The organism is Ensifer adhaerens (genome assembly GCF_020035535.1).
In the GTDB taxonomy this organism is placed as follows: domain Bacteria; phylum Pseudomonadota; class Alphaproteobacteria; order Rhizobiales; family Rhizobiaceae; genus Ensifer.
The window spans coordinates 3,229,543-3,244,899 of the sequence record NZ_CP083349.1; the positions used below are offsets into that span (position 1 = coordinate 3,229,543).

Annotated in this window: 16 protein-coding genes and 1 tRNA gene; 8 read left to right on the forward strand and 9 right to left on the reverse strand. The window is 62.8% G+C overall.

Annotation, left to right across the window (positions count from 1 at the left end):
• Positions 1 to 306: 306 nt before the first annotated feature.
• A complete protein-coding gene (locus LAC81_RS15890; protein WP_113541186.1) occupies positions 307 to 1,188 on the reverse strand; it encodes an N-formylglutamate amidohydrolase in 882 nt (293 codons plus the stop codon).
• Positions 1,189 to 1,386: 198 nt separating this feature from the next.
• Between LAC81_RS15890 and cpdR1 the strand changes: the two genes are divergently transcribed.
• The 3 genes from cpdR1 to LAC81_RS15905 all read left to right on the forward strand — a co-directional run bounded on the left by cpdR1 (position 1,387) and on the right by LAC81_RS15905 (position 3,052).
• Complete coding sequence (cpdR1, locus tag LAC81_RS15895) at positions 1,387 to 1,752, forward strand: response regulator CpdR1 (protein ID WP_034786813.1); 366 nt, start codon at positions 1,387 to 1,389, stop codon at positions 1,750 to 1,752.
• Positions 1,753 to 2,014: 262 nt separating this feature from the next.
• Positions 2,015 to 2,089: transfer RNA gene (locus LAC81_RS15900), tRNA-Val, on the forward strand.
• 270 nt (positions 2,090 to 2,359) lie between these two features.
• A complete protein-coding gene (locus LAC81_RS15905; protein WP_223725575.1) occupies positions 2,360 to 3,052 on the forward strand; it encodes an alpha/beta fold hydrolase in 693 nt (230 codons plus the stop codon).
• Between the two features lie 134 nt (positions 3,053 to 3,186).
• Here LAC81_RS15905 and LAC81_RS15910 read toward each other — a convergent pair whose 3' ends face one another.
• From LAC81_RS15910 to LAC81_RS15935, 6 genes are all read right to left on the reverse strand, one after another.
• Positions 3,187 to 3,867, reverse strand: a complete 681-nt coding sequence (locus LAC81_RS15910) for a peroxiredoxin-like family protein (protein WP_113541184.1) — start codon at positions 3,865 to 3,867, stop codon at positions 3,187 to 3,189.
• 129 nt (positions 3,868 to 3,996) lie between these two features.
• Positions 3,997 to 7,272: an adenylate/guanylate cyclase domain-containing protein gene (locus LAC81_RS15915; protein ID WP_223725576.1), complete on the reverse strand. Its 3,276-nt coding sequence runs from the start codon at positions 7,270 to 7,272 to the stop codon at positions 3,997 to 3,999.
• Between the two features lie 223 nt (positions 7,273 to 7,495).
• Positions 7,496 to 7,756 carry a hypothetical protein gene (locus tag LAC81_RS15920; protein ID WP_223725577.1) on the reverse strand — a complete coding sequence of 87 codons (261 nt, stop codon included), beginning with the start codon at positions 7,754 to 7,756 and terminating at the stop codon, positions 7,496 to 7,498.
• 33 nt (positions 7,757 to 7,789) lie between these two features.
• Positions 7,790 to 7,978: a hypothetical protein gene (locus LAC81_RS15925; protein ID WP_223725578.1), complete on the reverse strand. Its 189-nt coding sequence runs from the start codon at positions 7,976 to 7,978 to the stop codon at positions 7,790 to 7,792.
• Between the two features lie 108 nt (positions 7,979 to 8,086).
• Positions 8,087 to 9,022 (reverse strand): 4-hydroxy-tetrahydrodipicolinate synthase, encoded by a 936-nt coding sequence (gene dapA / locus LAC81_RS15930; RefSeq protein ID WP_223725579.1) that lies wholly within the window; start codon positions 9,020 to 9,022, stop codon positions 8,087 to 8,089.
• Positions 9,023 to 9,033: 11 nt separating this feature from the next.
• Positions 9,034 to 9,528 carry a hypothetical protein gene (locus tag LAC81_RS15935; protein WP_223725580.1) on the reverse strand — a complete coding sequence of 165 codons (495 nt, stop codon included), beginning with the start codon at positions 9,526 to 9,528 and terminating at the stop codon, positions 9,034 to 9,036.
• Between the two features lie 301 nt (positions 9,529 to 9,829).
• Here LAC81_RS15935 and ilvD point away from each other — a divergent pair, with 301 nt between their 5' ends.
• Positions 9,830 to 11,668: a dihydroxy-acid dehydratase gene (gene ilvD, locus LAC81_RS15940; RefSeq protein WP_223725581.1), complete on the forward strand. Its 1,839-nt coding sequence runs from the start codon at positions 9,830 to 9,832 to the stop codon at positions 11,666 to 11,668.
• A 159-nt stretch (positions 11,669 to 11,827) separates the two neighbouring features.
• Complete coding sequence (locus LAC81_RS15945) at positions 11,828 to 12,256, forward strand: lipocalin-like domain-containing protein (protein WP_223725582.1); 429 nt, start codon at positions 11,828 to 11,830, stop codon at positions 12,254 to 12,256.
• Between the two features lie 21 nt (positions 12,257 to 12,277).
• Here LAC81_RS15945 and LAC81_RS15950 read toward each other — a convergent pair whose 3' ends face one another.
• Positions 12,278 to 12,682 carry a GFA family protein gene (locus LAC81_RS15950; protein WP_223725583.1) on the reverse strand — a complete coding sequence of 135 codons (405 nt, stop codon included), beginning with the start codon at positions 12,680 to 12,682 and terminating at the stop codon, positions 12,278 to 12,280.
• Positions 12,683 to 13,045: 363 nt separating this feature from the next.
• Between LAC81_RS15950 and LAC81_RS15955 the strand changes: the two genes are divergently transcribed.
• On the forward strand, positions 13,046 to 13,519 hold the full coding sequence (locus tag LAC81_RS15955; protein ID WP_223725584.1) for a MarR family winged helix-turn-helix transcriptional regulator: 474 nt from the start codon (positions 13,046 to 13,048) through the stop codon (positions 13,517 to 13,519).
• Positions 13,520 to 13,530: 11 nt separating this feature from the next.
• On the opposite strand, the gene LAC81_RS15960 is transcribed toward LAC81_RS15955, so the two are convergent.
• Positions 13,531 to 13,977: a MarR family winged helix-turn-helix transcriptional regulator gene (locus LAC81_RS15960; RefSeq protein WP_223725585.1), complete on the reverse strand. Its 447-nt coding sequence runs from the start codon at positions 13,975 to 13,977 to the stop codon at positions 13,531 to 13,533.
• A gap of 61 nt (positions 13,978 to 14,038) precedes the next feature.
• Here LAC81_RS15960 and LAC81_RS15965 point away from each other — a divergent pair, with 61 nt between their 5' ends.
• Complete coding sequence (locus LAC81_RS15965; protein ID WP_223725586.1) at positions 14,039 to 14,767, forward strand: DUF899 domain-containing protein; 729 nt, start codon at positions 14,039 to 14,041, stop codon at positions 14,765 to 14,767.
• Positions 14,768 to 14,869: 102 nt separating this feature from the next.
• A complete protein-coding gene (locus tag LAC81_RS15970) occupies positions 14,870 to 15,346 on the forward strand; it encodes a DUF1579 domain-containing protein (protein WP_223725587.1) in 477 nt (158 codons plus the stop codon).
• The last annotated feature ends 11 nt before the right edge of the window (positions 15,347 to 15,357 follow it).

A 15,357-nucleotide genomic window follows, 5' to 3' on the forward strand; every position in this document is an offset into this window, starting at 1 on the left:
CGTCTCGCACCGCACCAAGGCGGCTTTAGTGAATTCAATCGGTTGATTTGCCATTTTCGGCTGAAAAACTTTTGACGCGACGCAAAAGTTTTCACCGGCAAACTTGACATTTGTGCAGTGCAATATTATTGTTTCCCTACAGTCACCTGTGACTGTAAATACCCTCCTTGGGTGTTTCCTCCCTAGACTTGACCGCGCCGTTGGCGCGGTTTTTTTTGAACCTCCCCGACAAAAAATACCAAGCGTCTCCAGCACCTTGCTAGATGCCGTCATGCTTTGCCGGTTCTTCCCGGTTTTTGGGGAAGGCTACTCGGCCGCCAGCGGGAGGTAGGCGCCGTAGTCTTCGACATGGCGGGAAAGCGACGCGACGAAGGTCGTGAGATCTGCGACCAGCGCGCCGAAACCGGGCTTTCGCACCAGCGTCGCCTCATCGACATAGAGCCCCCGGTTGATTTCGATCTGGAGCGCATGCAGTCCGCGCGTCGGCCGTCCGTAATGCTCGGTGATGAACCCGCCTGCATAGGGCTTGTTGCGCACGACGCTGTAGCCGAGCTGCTGCAGGAGATCGACGGCGGCGCGCGACAGTTCACCCGCAGCACTGGTGCCGTAACGGTCGCCGATGATGAAGTCGGGGCGCTGGGCACTGCCGGGCAAATGCACGTTTCCGGGCATCGAATGGCAATCGATCAGCACCGACAGACCGAACTGCACATGCGTGCGGGCGATCAGTTTGCGCAGCGTAGCGTGGTAGGGCTTGTAGATCGTCTCGATCCGCGTCAGCGCATCCTCTACCGGGAAGCGTCCGCGATAGATCTCCATGTTTTCGGCGACCAGCCGCGGGATCGTCCCGAGACCACCGGCGACGCGCATCGAACTGATGTTGGCGTGCGGGGGCAGCGGCCCGTCGAACATGCGCGGGTCGAGTTCATACGGCTCGCGGTTGACGTCGAGGAAGGCGCGCGGGAAATGCGCCAGCAGCATCGGTGCGCCAAGGAAGGTCGCGTTCTGAAACAGCTCGTCGACATAGTGGTCTTCCGACCTGCGAATCGAAACGGCGTCGAGCCGCGATTGATCGAGGAAGCTCTGGGGATAGGACCGGCCGCTATGCGGTGAATTGAACACAAAGGGAATGCGCTGGATCGGAGGTTCCAGGACCTCGAACAGTTCCCTCTCCGCAATTTCCCCCATCTGAACCCTTTTTTACCATATGCGGTTCTTACAATTGTCATCATGTTGCCAGTTGGTCCGCTCTGTGTCCATAGTGACCAATCACAGCTCCCGGGGAATTGACGTCCCGCGTTCACGAGATATTTACCGCGTTGGGGTTTGGATAAAACGCCGCAATCTACGCGCAATAACTGAATAAAGAGAAGCACGGCCCAATTCATGACTGCGAAAATCCTTCTTGCCGAAGACGACAACGATATGCGCCGATTCCTGGTGAAGGCGCTCGAAAAGGCCGGCTACAAGGTCATGTCCTACGACAACGGCGCCAGCGCCTATGACAGGCTTCGTGAGGAGCCCTTTTCGCTGCTGTTGACCGACATCGTCATGCCCGAGATGGACGGCATCGAACTGGCGCGCCGCGCGACCGAACTCGATCCGGACCTCAAGGTCATGTTCATCACCGGCTTTGCCGCCGTGGCGCTCAACCCGGATTCCAAGGCGCCGAAGGATGCCAAGGTTCTTTCCAAGCCTTTCCACCTCCGCGACCTCGTCGACGAGGTCAACAAGATGCTGGCCGCCGCCTGAACCACGACAGTTTTCCACAGGCGCGACCTGTCGCGACTGAAATGAATAGGAATTCCGTTCGACCGCCGCGATCCACAAGGGATCTCCGGCGGTCTTTTCGTTTCAATGCCTTAGCAGAAATCCAGGAAATGCAGGGCGCCGGGAACGGCATGCAAACCCGGCCCAGGGGAAGAAAAACACCTCCGCAGAATTTCTGTCAAAAAACCTTCGAAAACCCTATTGACGCGGCAACGGCTTTTGTGGTCTATGCGCCACATCGGATGGGCGTGTAGCTCAGCGGGAGAGCACTACGTTGACATCGTAGGGGTCACAAGTTCGATCCTTGTCACGCCCACCATTCGAATTCAAAGGGCCTTTCGAGAAATCGAGAGGCCCTTTTTCGTTCGGCCCATCATGCGCCGGTCGATGGCTCCTCCCCCGCGCACGCCTGTACGAAGTTTAATGTTTCCGTCATGGAAGAGCCCGGTTTCGCGCCCTAGCTTGCATTCGCAATCTGAACGTACCTGCAGACCATTACATCCGTAAACCAACGGGCGGCAACGCATCTCACGCTCGATGCGCGACGGCGACGCCGGCCGCAGCTTCTCTGAATGGGAAAGGAACGGACATGCCGGCAGTCAAGAACATCCTGCTCGTACACGGCGCCTGGGGTGATGCATCGCATTGGCGCCACGTGATCCCGCCGCTCCACGCCAAGGGCTACAGGATCGCCGCGGTACAGAACCCGCTGACGTCGCTGGCCGACGATGTGGAACGTACCCGCAAGCTCGTCGAATCGCTCGACGGCCCAACGCTGCTCGTCGGCCACTCCTACGGCGGCGCGGTGATCAGCGGTGCGGGCCACGCATCCAATGTCGTCGGCCTCGTCTATGTCGCGGCCTTCGCACCCGATGAGGGCGACAGCCTCGGCAGCATTTTCGCAAGGCGCGATCCACCCTCCGGTGCCGCCAGCATCCGGCCCGACAAGGACGGTTTCCTCTGGTTGGCGCAAGACACCTTCCGCCAGAGCTTCGGCCAGGACCTGAACGAAACCGATGCGCTGGTCATGGCAGTGGCACAGAAGCCGATTGCCGGGCGTTGCTTCGAGGACAAGGCCGGGCCGCCGGCCTGGAAAACGAAGCCGAGCTGGTACCAGGTCTCGCGCCACGACAACATGATCCCGCCGGAAACCGAACAGTGGATGGCCGAACGCATCAAGGCGAAGAAGATCATCACGCTCGACGCCAGCCACGCCTCGCTTGCCTCACATGCCAAGGAAATTGTCGCGCTGATCGATGAGGCGATCGCCGCGCTCGGCTAGGCCCGATGCGCAACTGCATCGCTTCAATAACAAGCTTGCCGCAACGACGAACCCCGTCGATCGCCGGATCGACGGGGTCTCGTTCCAGGATCACCGCCGAAACAGCCGACGGCCAATCGTCCAAGATTGAGGTCCTAGTGCACCATCGCTGAGGCAACGGACATCAGTTCCTCGCGCCGCGGGACGCCAAACAGATTCTGGCCGCCGCCCGGCACTTCGGTAAAGCTCCAGCGCACGACGCCGTCCCGATCGAGCAGGAACTCCCCGATGAGTTGCCCGGTCCCTGTCGCCATCATCCGTTCGTCAGCCTCGGTGATCTGGTAGTCCTCCACCTTATCGAGATAGGCCATGGCTGCAATCGGATCCATCGGTGCCGGCAATTCGCCCGGCAGGTCCACCTTCATCGCCATGATCGTCTTCTGGGCGACCTTGTACGGCCAGGCGTCCTCGTCCTCGGTAAATTCGAGGTTGGGGAGCCCGAATGCCCGATGCGAGACCCTTTCCGGATCGGCGGCGGCCATCAAGTTCGGCACGGGATGATAGCGGAAATAGAGGCGCGCCCGATCGATCGGCGTATTGACGACCGTCAGGCTCTCGATGCCCTTCTCCCGCAAGGCGCCGTCGAGTTGCGCCATGGCCGCGATCTGCCGCCTGCAAAACGGACAATGCAGTCCGCGGAACAGGCCAACCAGGACCGGTTTGCGGCCACGAAAATCGTCAAGGGCGATCTGACCTTCCTGCGTGATTGCGTCGAGCACCACATTCGGCGCCCGGTCACCCGGCTGCAATGGCCGTCCACTCAGCGGCTCAACCATGTTTCGTCTCCTTATCCCGGCCGGAATACCCCTGGTACGCCTTATGGCAAGGCAGTCGTTTTCTCTCCGGCAAGCTGTGTGCAGCAATTAAAAACGCGGACGCCGCGCCCCAGGGCGACGATCGGAATGTCAGTCGAGAAACGGCAAGATCATCAACGCTTCGGGATCAAGGCCATGTTGCGCACATATGTCTCGCGCCGAAGCGAAGTACCTTTCCGCTGCATCGAGATCGCCGGCGTCCAGGCAGAGCGTCGCCAAACCATCATAACACGGAAACAGGAGCTGCGCCTCTTGCGTTTCTCCGCAAAGATCGAGCGCCTCCTGATAGAGGCCGCGAGCAACATCTGATCGGCCATGACATTGATGGATCTGGCCGAGAACCAGCAGCGACACTGGCAGATGGTCGCGCTGGTCGAGTTCCCGGTCGATCGCAATCGCGCGCTCCGCTGCCGGCATACCGTCCGGCGCGCAACGATCGGTGAAGGTGCAATAGGCGACGGCGAGGTTGGCGAGCAGGCGTGCCTGAAAACCGAGGTCACCAATACGCCTCGCCATGTCAAAACCGCACTGACAAACCTCAATCGCGCGTTTCGGATCGGTGACCGCGTAGAAAACGGCCAGATTGGTGTAGCCGCGGCAGGCGGCGTTCAGCAGGTTCGCGCCTTCCGCCACCGCGACGCTTTGCTCGACGATACCGATCGCTTCTGCGCTACGGCCAAGGCGGGCAAGCGTCACGCCCTTGGTATTCAGCGCTTCGGCCGTGACCCGCATCGCCTCCCGTTCAGTCTCCGGGCTATCCGGCGCATAGGCTTCGATGCGATCCAGGGCGTCGTCCGCTGCCTTAAGGGCGCCTGCATAGTCGCCCATGCGGAAAGCGAGATGGCCGCACTCCTGTGAGAGATGCGCCCCTTCAATCGGCGCGCTCACGCCGTCGAGCAGCATGGAGGCTGCCGCGAAAGAAGCCAGAGCCTCATCGCGCCGGCCGGTTTCCCAGAGATGATGACCGAACTTGCGCCGGATCCGTGCCAAGGCGACACGGTCTTCCCTGACGCAGTAAATCTCCAGCAGTGCGCCATAGTGCTGAACCGCCGCTTCCCGCTGACCGGCCGGCCCCAGAAGGTCGGCGACGTATTCGCGCACGGCCAGCCATTCGGGCCCCTGTTCGCCTGTGGCCGCCAGTGCCGCCATGGCCTGTTCATAGAGCCGGATGGCATCATCATTGGCATAGAGCGCCCGCGCCCGGTCTCCGGCCGCGATCAGATAATGTGCGCCTTTGGCCTTCTGTTCGGAGAGGCCGAAATGGTGGCCGAGCAGCGCCATCTCCTCGAGCCTATCGGTATCCGCGCCGAACCGGCGCTCCAGCACCTTGCCGATCAAAGCATGCCCCTCCGTGCGCCGGCTGAGCAGCAGATTGTTGTAGACCACCTCCTGCAAGAGCGTTTGGGTAAAGCGATAGGTCTGTGCGCCCTGCAGTCCGCCGCCGTCTCTGGTTTCCTCGATGATCTCCGTGTCGCAGAGCAGATCAAGAACCGCATCCACGGGCGCCCGCCCCGACAGAGCCTGCAGCAGATCCACATCGAAGCGCGGCCCGATCATCGCAGCGTGGTGCAGCATGCGGCGGGCAGCCGGCGGCAGCCGATCGACGCGGCCAAGCAGCATCGCCTCGATGGTCACCGGAATATCGGCGGCCGCCTCGCGATCCACCACCCGCCAGACCGCGCCCACCTTCTGCACGGCGGCAACGTCGATCAGGCCGCGCACGATTTCCTCTATGAAAAGCGGATTGCCCCCAGCCCGCACCAAAATACGTTCGATCAGCGCCTGAGGCAGCCCCTCCTCACCGAAGAATGCTGCAAGCAGCAGTCGCCTGTCGGTTTCTGAAAGCGGTGCGAGCCGCAGCGCGGTCAAGCTCGTACGGCCGGGCCTTAACCGATCGGCATCGGCATCCGGGCGCTGCGTGGTCAGCAGCATCAACGGGCTGCCCTCCGTCCGGTCGAGCACGAAGGAAATGGCCTCGAGCGAGGCAGCATCGGCCCAGTGCAAGTCCTCGATCACGAGCAGCAAGGGCGCCCGCGACAGGCGCCGTTCAAATATCGCCCGTACTGCTGCAAAAAGCTGCCGGCGCATCTGTTCCGGCTCCACATGGCGCAACAGTTCGTCCTGGGCATCCATGCCCAGGATCTTCAGGAACAACGGCACGAGCTGTTCGAGCTTGTCTTGCGCAAAGCCGATCTCGGCGAGCCCGACGGCGAGCAGCTCAGTCGTCCGCTGCAGGCTGTCGCTCATCGAAATCCCGTAGGCACCGCGCAACACCGCCGCAAGAACGCCATAGGACGGCTCTCCGAGCGAAGAACTGCCGGCGCGGCGAACGACGACGTTCGAAAAGCGCGGATCCCCGTTTACGCGTTCAACGAATTCGTTGGCCAGCCGGGACTTTCCGAGCCCTGCCTCTCCGGTCAGGCGCACGAGTTGCGCCGTCCCGCCGCAGGCAAGCTCGAGGCAATCAATGAGGCGCTTCATCTCCGCCTCACGCCCGATCAGCGGCGCGCCCAGACCCAGAGCCTCAAGACCCCTTGCCGTGCGCGGCGCCTCCAGAGACTGCGTCAGCCTGAAGACTTCGACGCTGCCTGCCTTGCCGCGCAGCGTCATCGCACCAAGCGCCTCATAGGCAAAGGCGTGGCAGGTCAGCCGATAGGTCACCGGCCCGACGAGGATCTCCCCAGGCCCTGCCAGCGACTGCAGCCGCTGCGCCGTGTTGACCGCGTCACCGGTCACCGAATAGGCCTTGCCGTCGCCAGCACCCAGATGCCCCGCCACGACTGTCCCGGTGTTGAGCCCGATATGAAGGTTCAGCGGCTCGCCGATCCGCGGCTGCCAGCGTTCGCCGACTCGCCTTGCCCGGCCGGCCATGTCGAGCGCGGCCCGAAGCGCCCTCTCGGTATCGTCTTCGTGCGCCACCGGCGCGCCGAAGAGAGCAAGCAAGGCGTCGCCGATGAATTTGTCGACGTAACCACCGTAGGCCCCGACTGCTTCGGTCAGTTCTTCAAAGAGCTCGTTCTGGAAAGCCCTGAGGACTTCCGGATCCACCTGCTCGCCGAGACCGGTAAAGCCGCAAAGGTCGGCAAAGAGAATGGTGGCCGTGCGGCGGTCGGCACCCGCCTCCTGCTCCGGCAACGGCCCCTCGCCACCCGATCTTACCTGAGACGTTTCGGCTACCGTCGGTCGCGAAGCCGTCGGCTTGATGGAAGCTGGAGCCCCGAGCCGGGTACCGCAGGTGGGGCAAAACGAGAAGTGTGGCGGGCAAAGTGCGCCGCAACCGGGGCATGGGCCATGCTGCTTGGTGCCGCAGTTCGGACAAAACGCGAACCCGTCTTGGATCTCGCAACCGCACTCGTGGCAGTTCATCGACGACGAACCTTCGAACGAGCCCCGATTGGCTTGGCAGATGCTGGACCAGCCGAGGCATGTGGCTCGGCAAGAATGAACCTGCGTCAACGGCTTTGCAAGCAACAGCCATTTCAGAACGCAGACCACGGACGCGACCCGCCCCACGACACTGGCAAGCGGCGCATTCGACTGCGGATTTCCGATCGGTCGGTCGAAACTTGCCGACGAGCCCGACACACCGTCAGGAATGGGTCCGGCGCGCCTTTGGCGAGCGTGAAAACGTGTCGAGATCGATGGCCGCCCCCTCCGGCGCGCGGCACACTTCTTCCGGGTGCCGGTCGCTGGCCTCGACGGCGAAGTGGATCGCCGCGGTCTCATTGGTGAAGAGGCCTCCGACGACGCCTTTGCGGTCGGAAACGACCCACCAACCGTGCCGGTCGCGACCGACAACGAAACGTGCACGCGCGAGAAAACCGCGCCGGATCTGCTGCGTACTGCCCATGATGGAATGATCCTCGTTGATGTCAAAGGCGACTTAACCGGCAATCCACGGGATGACCGTCTGGATGCCATAGGCAAGTCCGAGCACGATACCGAGCCGGATGCCGATGCCGAGAAAGGCGTCGCGAACCGCGCTGTCGTTGCGGCGGTTCTGGACGTTTTCGTTGCCATGGGCGCGTCGGTTCAGGTCGGCGCGGGCGGCAAGATGCGGGAGGCGTGACATGGTTTGTCTCCTGGTGGACGAGATTCCGGCCACGCGCACGCCCGGGACGAAGAACTCCACGGGGCGAAAGACGAGGCTGGACTGGAATTTGCTCGGAATCATGGGAACTCAGCTCGCGAGCGCGATGCGGAGGTCGCGGCCGACATGGGAAGCGGGCGGTTCGATCAGCGGTTCGAGGGCCGCGCGGATCTCGGCCGCCGTTTCCGGCGCAACCGGCGTCAACGGCAGGCGCAGTTCGGGGCTGAGGGCGCGCGCCACGTGCAGCGCATATTTGACCGGTCCCGGATTGGTCTCGCGCTCCAGCGCCACCAGCAAGGGCCTCAACCGGTCATGAATGACAAGCGCCGCCCCGACATTGCCGGTCGCAATCGCCTGATGCATCGCCACGACCAGCCGCGGCACAACATTGGATGCCACCGATATGGTGCCGTGTCCGCCGCACAGATTGAAGGGCAGCGCCGTCTGGTCGTGGCCGGAAAATGGGTGAAGGCGGTCCTTCAGCGCAGCCGGCATCGAAAGAAGCCGACGGATGTCGCCGGTCGCATCCTTGATGCCGGCGATGCCTGGGAGCTCCGCCAGCCGCTCAAGCGTGCGCGGCGCAAGATCGACACCTGTGCGCGAAGGGACATTGTAGAGAATGACAGGCAGGTCGACAGCACCGACGATCGCCTCGAAGTGCCGATAAAGCCCCTCCTGCGACGGTTTGCTGTAATAGGGCGCGACCACGAGCGCCGCGTCCGCGCCGAGCGCCCTGGCCTCGGCTGTCAGGGCGATCGTCGTGTCGGTGCTGTTGGTGCCGGTTCCAGCGATTACGGGGATTTTGCGCTCGGCGACCTCGACGCAGCGCCCGATCACCAACGCCCGTTCGGCGCGCGACAGCGTCGGCGCCTCGCCGGTGGTGCCGCAAGCGACGATACCGGAAATGCCGTGGCGGATCTGCCATTCGACCAGCGAAATCAGGCCGACGACATCGACCTTGCCGTCGCGAAACGGCGTGACGAGCGCCGTGATTGCCCCTTCGAGGCGCAGCGAATGCCTGCTCATGGAAATGTCCTTCAGGCGGGAAACTGGCCGCGATCGGTCGCTGCGATGGCGAGCTGGTGGCCGCGACAGGAGCGTAGCAATGCGCCGAGAATGGCCGCCGCCAGATCGGCATGGCGGGCCTTGTAGGTGACCCGGCCGGAACCTGGCGGTTGATAGCGCAGCGCACAGGTCCAAATGCCCAGTTCATGGCCGAGCGTGCGCAGGCAGAGTTTTGCCTCGGTCGTCGAGGTCAGGTGGATGACCGCGTCGACCAGGGCGTCGGCCGCCATCAGTTCGCGGAACCGGGGCGATGGCCACGCGCCGGCGGCAACGTCCGGAAGCTCTCGGATGACCCGGACAGCCTCCCAGACGTGATGCTCGCGCAGGCGGCGAACGACAGTCAGCCGCAGCAGCAGCGCGTCGAGCTCATCCGGATGTGCCTCGTTGGCATCGGGTCGCTCTTGCGGAGCCACCTCCGGCGGAAGGATTGGGAGGTGACGGCGGAAGCGGAAATCATGAAGAGACATGGCACTCACCCGTGTTCGATGGGGAGAGGCTAGCCCCGTCAGGCGTCGGGATTCGATTCCGACTTCAAGCACCCGGCATAAGATTTCCGTAAAGCTCGCCGATTGCGGCTGTCCAAGCCGTCAGAGCCCGGCTAGATTTGCGTTTGAAGGTTGGTGGATCGAGCCGAAACCCGTGCGCACGGCGTCGAAATAATCTGACGCAAAAGATGACGCGCACGCAATTTTGCGCTAGGTAGCCCCTTCGGTGGCGATCGGGATCGCCATATCCGCGCAATACCCCCTGTCCGTGAAGGAACATGCCATGCCTGCCTATCGCTCACGTACCACCACCCACGGCCGTAACATGGCCGGTGCCCGCGGCCTCTGGCGCGCGACTGGCATGAAGGACAGCGATTTTGGCAAGCCGATTATTGCGGTGGTGAACTCGTTCACCCAGTTCGTGCCCGGCCACGTGCACCTCAAGGATCTCGGCCAGCTCGTTGCCCGTGAGATCGAGGCAGCCGGTGGCGTCGCCAAGGAATTCAACACCATCGCCGTCGACGACGGCATCGCCATGGGTCACGACGGCATGCTCTATTCGCTGCCGTCGCGCGAGATCATCGCCGATAGCGTCGAGTACATGGTCAATGCGCACTGCGCCGACGCCATGGTCTGCATCTCAAACTGCGACAAGATTACGCCCGGCATGCTGATGGCGGCGCTCCGCCTCAACATTCCTGCCGTCTTCGTCTCCGGCGGCCCGATGGAAGCAGGCAAGGTCGTGCTGCACGGCAAGACGCATGCGCTCGACCTGGTCGACGCCATGGTCGCCGCCGCCGACGACAACGTTTCGGACGAAGACGTCAAGGTCATCGAGCGCTCCGCCTGCCCAACCTGCGGCTCCTGCTCCGGCATGTTCACCGCCAACTCGATGAACTGTCTGACCGAGGCACTCGGCTTGTCGCTGCCCGGCAACGGCTCGACGCTCGCCACCCACGCCGACCGCAAGCGCCTGTTCGTCGAAGCCGGCCACCTGGTCGTCGATCTCGCCCGCCGCTACTACGAGCAGGAGGACGAAAACGTCCTGCCGCGCAAGGTCGCCTCCAAGAAGGCTTTCGAAAACGCCATGGCGCTCGATATTGCCATGGGCGGCTCGACCAACACCGTGCTGCACATTCTTGCTGCCGCCCATGAGGGCGAGGTCGATTTCACCATGGCCGACATCGACCGCCTGTCACGCAAGGTTCCCTGCCTGTCGAAGGTTGCGCCCGCCAAGAGCGACGTGCATATGGAAGACGTACACCGCGCGGGCGGTATCATGTCGATCCTCGGCGAGCTCGAAAAAGGCGGCCTTATCAACCGCGATTGCCCGACGGTTCACAGCGCTACGATCGGCGACGCCATCGACCGCTGGGACATCACCCGCACCTCGAGCGAGACGGTTCGCAACTTCTTCCGCGCAGCACCGGGCGGCATCCCCACCCAGGTCGCCTTCAGCCAGGAAGCCCGCTGGGACGAGCTCGACACCGACCGTGAGAAGGGCGTCATCCGCTCGGTCGAACATCCCTTCTCCAAGGATGGCGGCCTCGCCGTCCTCAAGGGCAACATCGCGATCGACGGCTGCATCGTGAAGACGGCCGGCGTCGACGAGAGCATCCTGAAGTTCTCCGGTCCGGCCCGCGTCTTCGAAAGCCAGGACGCATCGGTCAAGGCGATCCTCGGCAACGAGATCAAGGCCGGCGACGTCGTGGTCATCCGTTATGAAGGCCCGAAGGGCGGCCCGGGCATGCAGGAAATGCTCTATCCGACGAGCTACCTGAAGTCGAAGGGCCTCGGCAAGGCCTGCGCGCTGATCACCGACGGCCGCTTCTCCGGCGGCACCTCGGGTCTCTCGATCGGCCACGTTTCGCCGGAAGCGGCCAATGGCGGCACGATCGGCCTGGTGCGCGAAGGCGACATGATCGACATCGACATCCCGAACCGCACGATCAGCCTGCGTGTCGACGAAGCGGAACTTGCAAACCGTCGCGCCGAACAGGACGCCAAGGGCTGGAAGCCGGCCGAACAGCGCAAGCGCAAGGTGACAACCGCGCTCAAGGCCTATGCGGCTTTCGCCACCTCCGCCGACCGCGGCGCAGTGCGCGACCTCGGCGAGCACTGAGCCGCCTGCAGATAACGACGATGAAAGGCTCCCGGGATCCGGGAGCCGTTTTTCTGGCGTCGGTTTTGCGGCCGCATGGCCGCGATCGGTGCCGTGCCTCCCTTGCCGGAAGGAGTGTATCTGTTATTTTAGCCTACCCTAAGATTAAGAGGGCGGGACATGGCAAACACATCCGAACTGCTCGGCACGTGGAAGATGCTCTCCTGGAAGCGCGAGGTCGTCGCGACAGGCGAAACCAGCGATGCGATGGGTGCCGATCCGATCGGCTATCTCTCCTATGACGGGGATGGCCGCGTCACCGCCGTCGTGGTGAAGCGCGATCGCCCGAAGCTGAAGGGCGCCGTGCCGACGGACGACGAAAAGGCGGCGTTGTTCGATTCAATGCTGGCCTATGCCGGAACCTACAGGCTCGAAGACGGCCGGATCATCCACCACCTGGATGCGAGCTGGAACCCGGCCTGGGGCATGTCCGATCTGATCCGGCCCTTCGTCGTGGAGGGCGACAAGCTGGTGATCTACGGCGCACCGGCCATCGACCCGAGGACCGGCGAAGAAGTCACCTACCACCTCGAATTTCGCAGGATGTGAACGCCCAGCCGTCCCCGGGCGTCAGAGGTGACGCGTCTCGGTGGGCGCATGGAACCAGTTGTTGTTGCGTCCGTCCATGTATTGCACCGGCGCCTCGGCGAGCACCGCCGGATCGAGATCGTCGAGGCAGGCAAGATTGACGGAGTAGTAGGCGCCGCCGATTTCCTCGATGTAGCCATGACCGAAAGCGGCAATGCCGCAGGTCTTGCAGAAGCGGTGATGCGCGCTTTTGCTGGCGAACTGATAGTCGGCGATATTTGCCTCATCGCACTGCAGGCGAAAATCATCGGGCTTGACAACCACGCCCCAGTAGCGCCGCTTCCAGCAGATCGAGCAGTTGCACTTGCCGGTGCCCGCGTCGAGGTCGATATCGGCCTCGTAGCGGATATTTCCGCAGTGGCAGCTTCCCTTGTAGGTCAATTTCATCGCCATCGCTCCTGCTAGCTGCGAGCCCGGTGGGCTTTGATTGATACCTTCCCATCATGAAGTAGGGGTATGCATACTCCATTGCCATATTGACAATATGTTGTCAATATCAGTGAACGCGGCGCACTCGTCACAGATAACAAACCTCGGCATGTCTTTCGTGCCATCAATCGCAAATCGTACCGTCGCGCTAACATCGGGAGCGGAGCCCGCCGCGTATCGTAGCTTGCCACAGTGGCAGCCGCGCCCCTACAGCACTCTCCACCATGCTCGTTTCGCTCGCTAAAATGACTTGCTGGAATAAGCGAACCATGACAACATAATGTCAATAAATGCCGTCAAATAACGGGTGACACCGTCAACATGAACGACCCTGAACGAACGCCCGCCGGAGACGCCTTTGCCGAATTTGCCATATCGGTGCTGCGGCTTGCCGGTCCGCTGACGCAAGCCGGCGACGCGCTCGCCAAACCCTCCGGACAGACGAGCGCCCGCTGGCAGGTGCTGGCCGCGGCAAACCATGCTCCCATGTCGGTCGCCGATGCCGCCCGCGCACTCGGCCTCGCCCGCCAGGGCGTGCAGCGAATTGCTGATCTGCTGGTGGCGGAAGGCTTGATTGCCTACAGGGACAATCCGGTCCACCAGAGGGCGAAGCTCATGGCACTGACAGCGACCGGCGAAACAGCGCTTGACGAGATCCAGGAGCGGCAGGCCGCCTGGGCCGACAGGCTTGGTGCCGAGTTGGGTGAAAGGCGCCTGCGGCAGGCCTCGGCCCTGATCGCCGAGATCATTGAAGTGCTCAAGGAACGCTCTTCGCCGGAAGACCCGGCCGCCTGAGCCGAGACGGCTCAGGCCAGCGTCAGGAGGTCCGCGCGCAGGCGATCCGGCCCACCGTAGCCAAGCACCGGATCGAGCGCCGCATGCAACGCCTTCCAGATCGGTAGCGCGCGCAGCAACAACGCTTCACCTTCCTGCGTCAGCCGCAGCCGCCGCGACCGCCGGTCCTCCGGATCGGGAAAGCTCTCGATCAAGCCACGTCGCTCCAGCGGTTTGAGCGCTGCCGTAAGCGTCGTCCGATCCATCGCAAGCAGCGACGCCACCGAACCCATGTTCGGCGGCTCCGGGCGGTTGAGCGACATCAGCAGCGAGAATTGCCCGTTGGTGACGTCGAGGGGGCGCAATGCCTCGTCGAACCGCCGGGCAATGGCGCGCGCGGCGCGCTGCACATGCAGGCAGAGGCAGCTATCCTTCACATGCAGGGTGGTCTCGAACGGGATCGAAGGCATCTTTGACATGCCTGATTAATGTTGATATCAACGTAAATAGTCAAGTGCAACGTTGGAAGGAGGAACGGGCATGAGACAGGACCACGCCGTCGTATCGCCTCAGGAGTGGCTGAAAGCGCGCAAAGACCTGCTGGCGCTGGAAAAGGAACACACCCACGCGCGCGACAGGGTGAACGCCGCCCGGCTGGCTCTGCCCTGGGTGAAGATGGACAAGACCTACGTCTTCGACACCGTTGCCGGGCCCAAGTCACTGTCCGAGCTTTTCGACGGCCGCAGCCAGCTCATCATCTACCATTTCATGTTCGGCCCCACCTGGGAGGCCGGTTGCCCTGGCTGCTCGTTCATGGTCGATCATTTCGCCGGTATGCTGCCGCACCTCAACCACCACGACGTGACGCTGATTGCCGCATCGAACGCACCGCTTGCGAAGATCGAAGCCTACAGGAAGCGCATGGACTGGCACTTCCCATGGGTCTCGGCCGAGAGCAACGGTTTCAATCGGGATTTCCACGTCGCCTTTTCTCCGGACGAACTGGCAAGCGGCAAGGTTGCCTACAATTTCACCGAGACCGAAAGCGCCAACGCCCATGAGGAACTGCCGGGACTGAGCGCCTTCCAGAAGGACGAGGATGGCACGATCTATCACACCTATTCGTCCTATGCCCGCGGTCTCGAGGAACTGGTCGGCACGCTGATGCTGCTCGACCGCGCGCCGAAGGGCCGCAACGAAGATCGGACAATGAGCTTCGTCCGTCGCCACGACGAATACGACCGGGAACCCGGACGCAAGGCAGGCTGACCCGCCGCGTCGTCGCAGGCGGAACCTTTCGCCTGCGAAATCGTTTTCAGAACGCTCGCAGGCCGGGTCGATGACCTGCGCCCGGACCAAGAAGGAAATGCCGTGAGAGCAGAACCGGAGGAAGCGCACCGCTGGCTCGAGCAACTGCTGGGCGACTGGCAGGTTCGCACGGCCGGAGCCGATGGCCAACCCGACGGCAGCGGCCCGTGGACCGAGCACGTTCGCTCGCTTCAGGGTCTCTGGATCGTCTGTGAAGGCCAGGGAACGATGCCGGGCGGCAGCTTCGGCGAAACGCTGATGACGCTGGGCTACAATCCCCAAACGAAACGCTACATCGGCACCTGGGTCGGTTCCATGCTGACCCACATGTGGGTCTATGACGGCGAGTTGAATGCTGAAGGCACGTCACTATCGCTTTACTGCGACGGACCGGATTTCGAAAACCCGGGCAAGACCGCACGCTACCGGGACGTCATCACGCTCATCGATCAAGCCCGGCGGTTGCTGCAGGCGCAGATGCAGGCACCGGACGGAAGCTGGAAAGACATGATGACGGCGGAATACCTGCGCCGGGATTGAAGGGGCGGCGA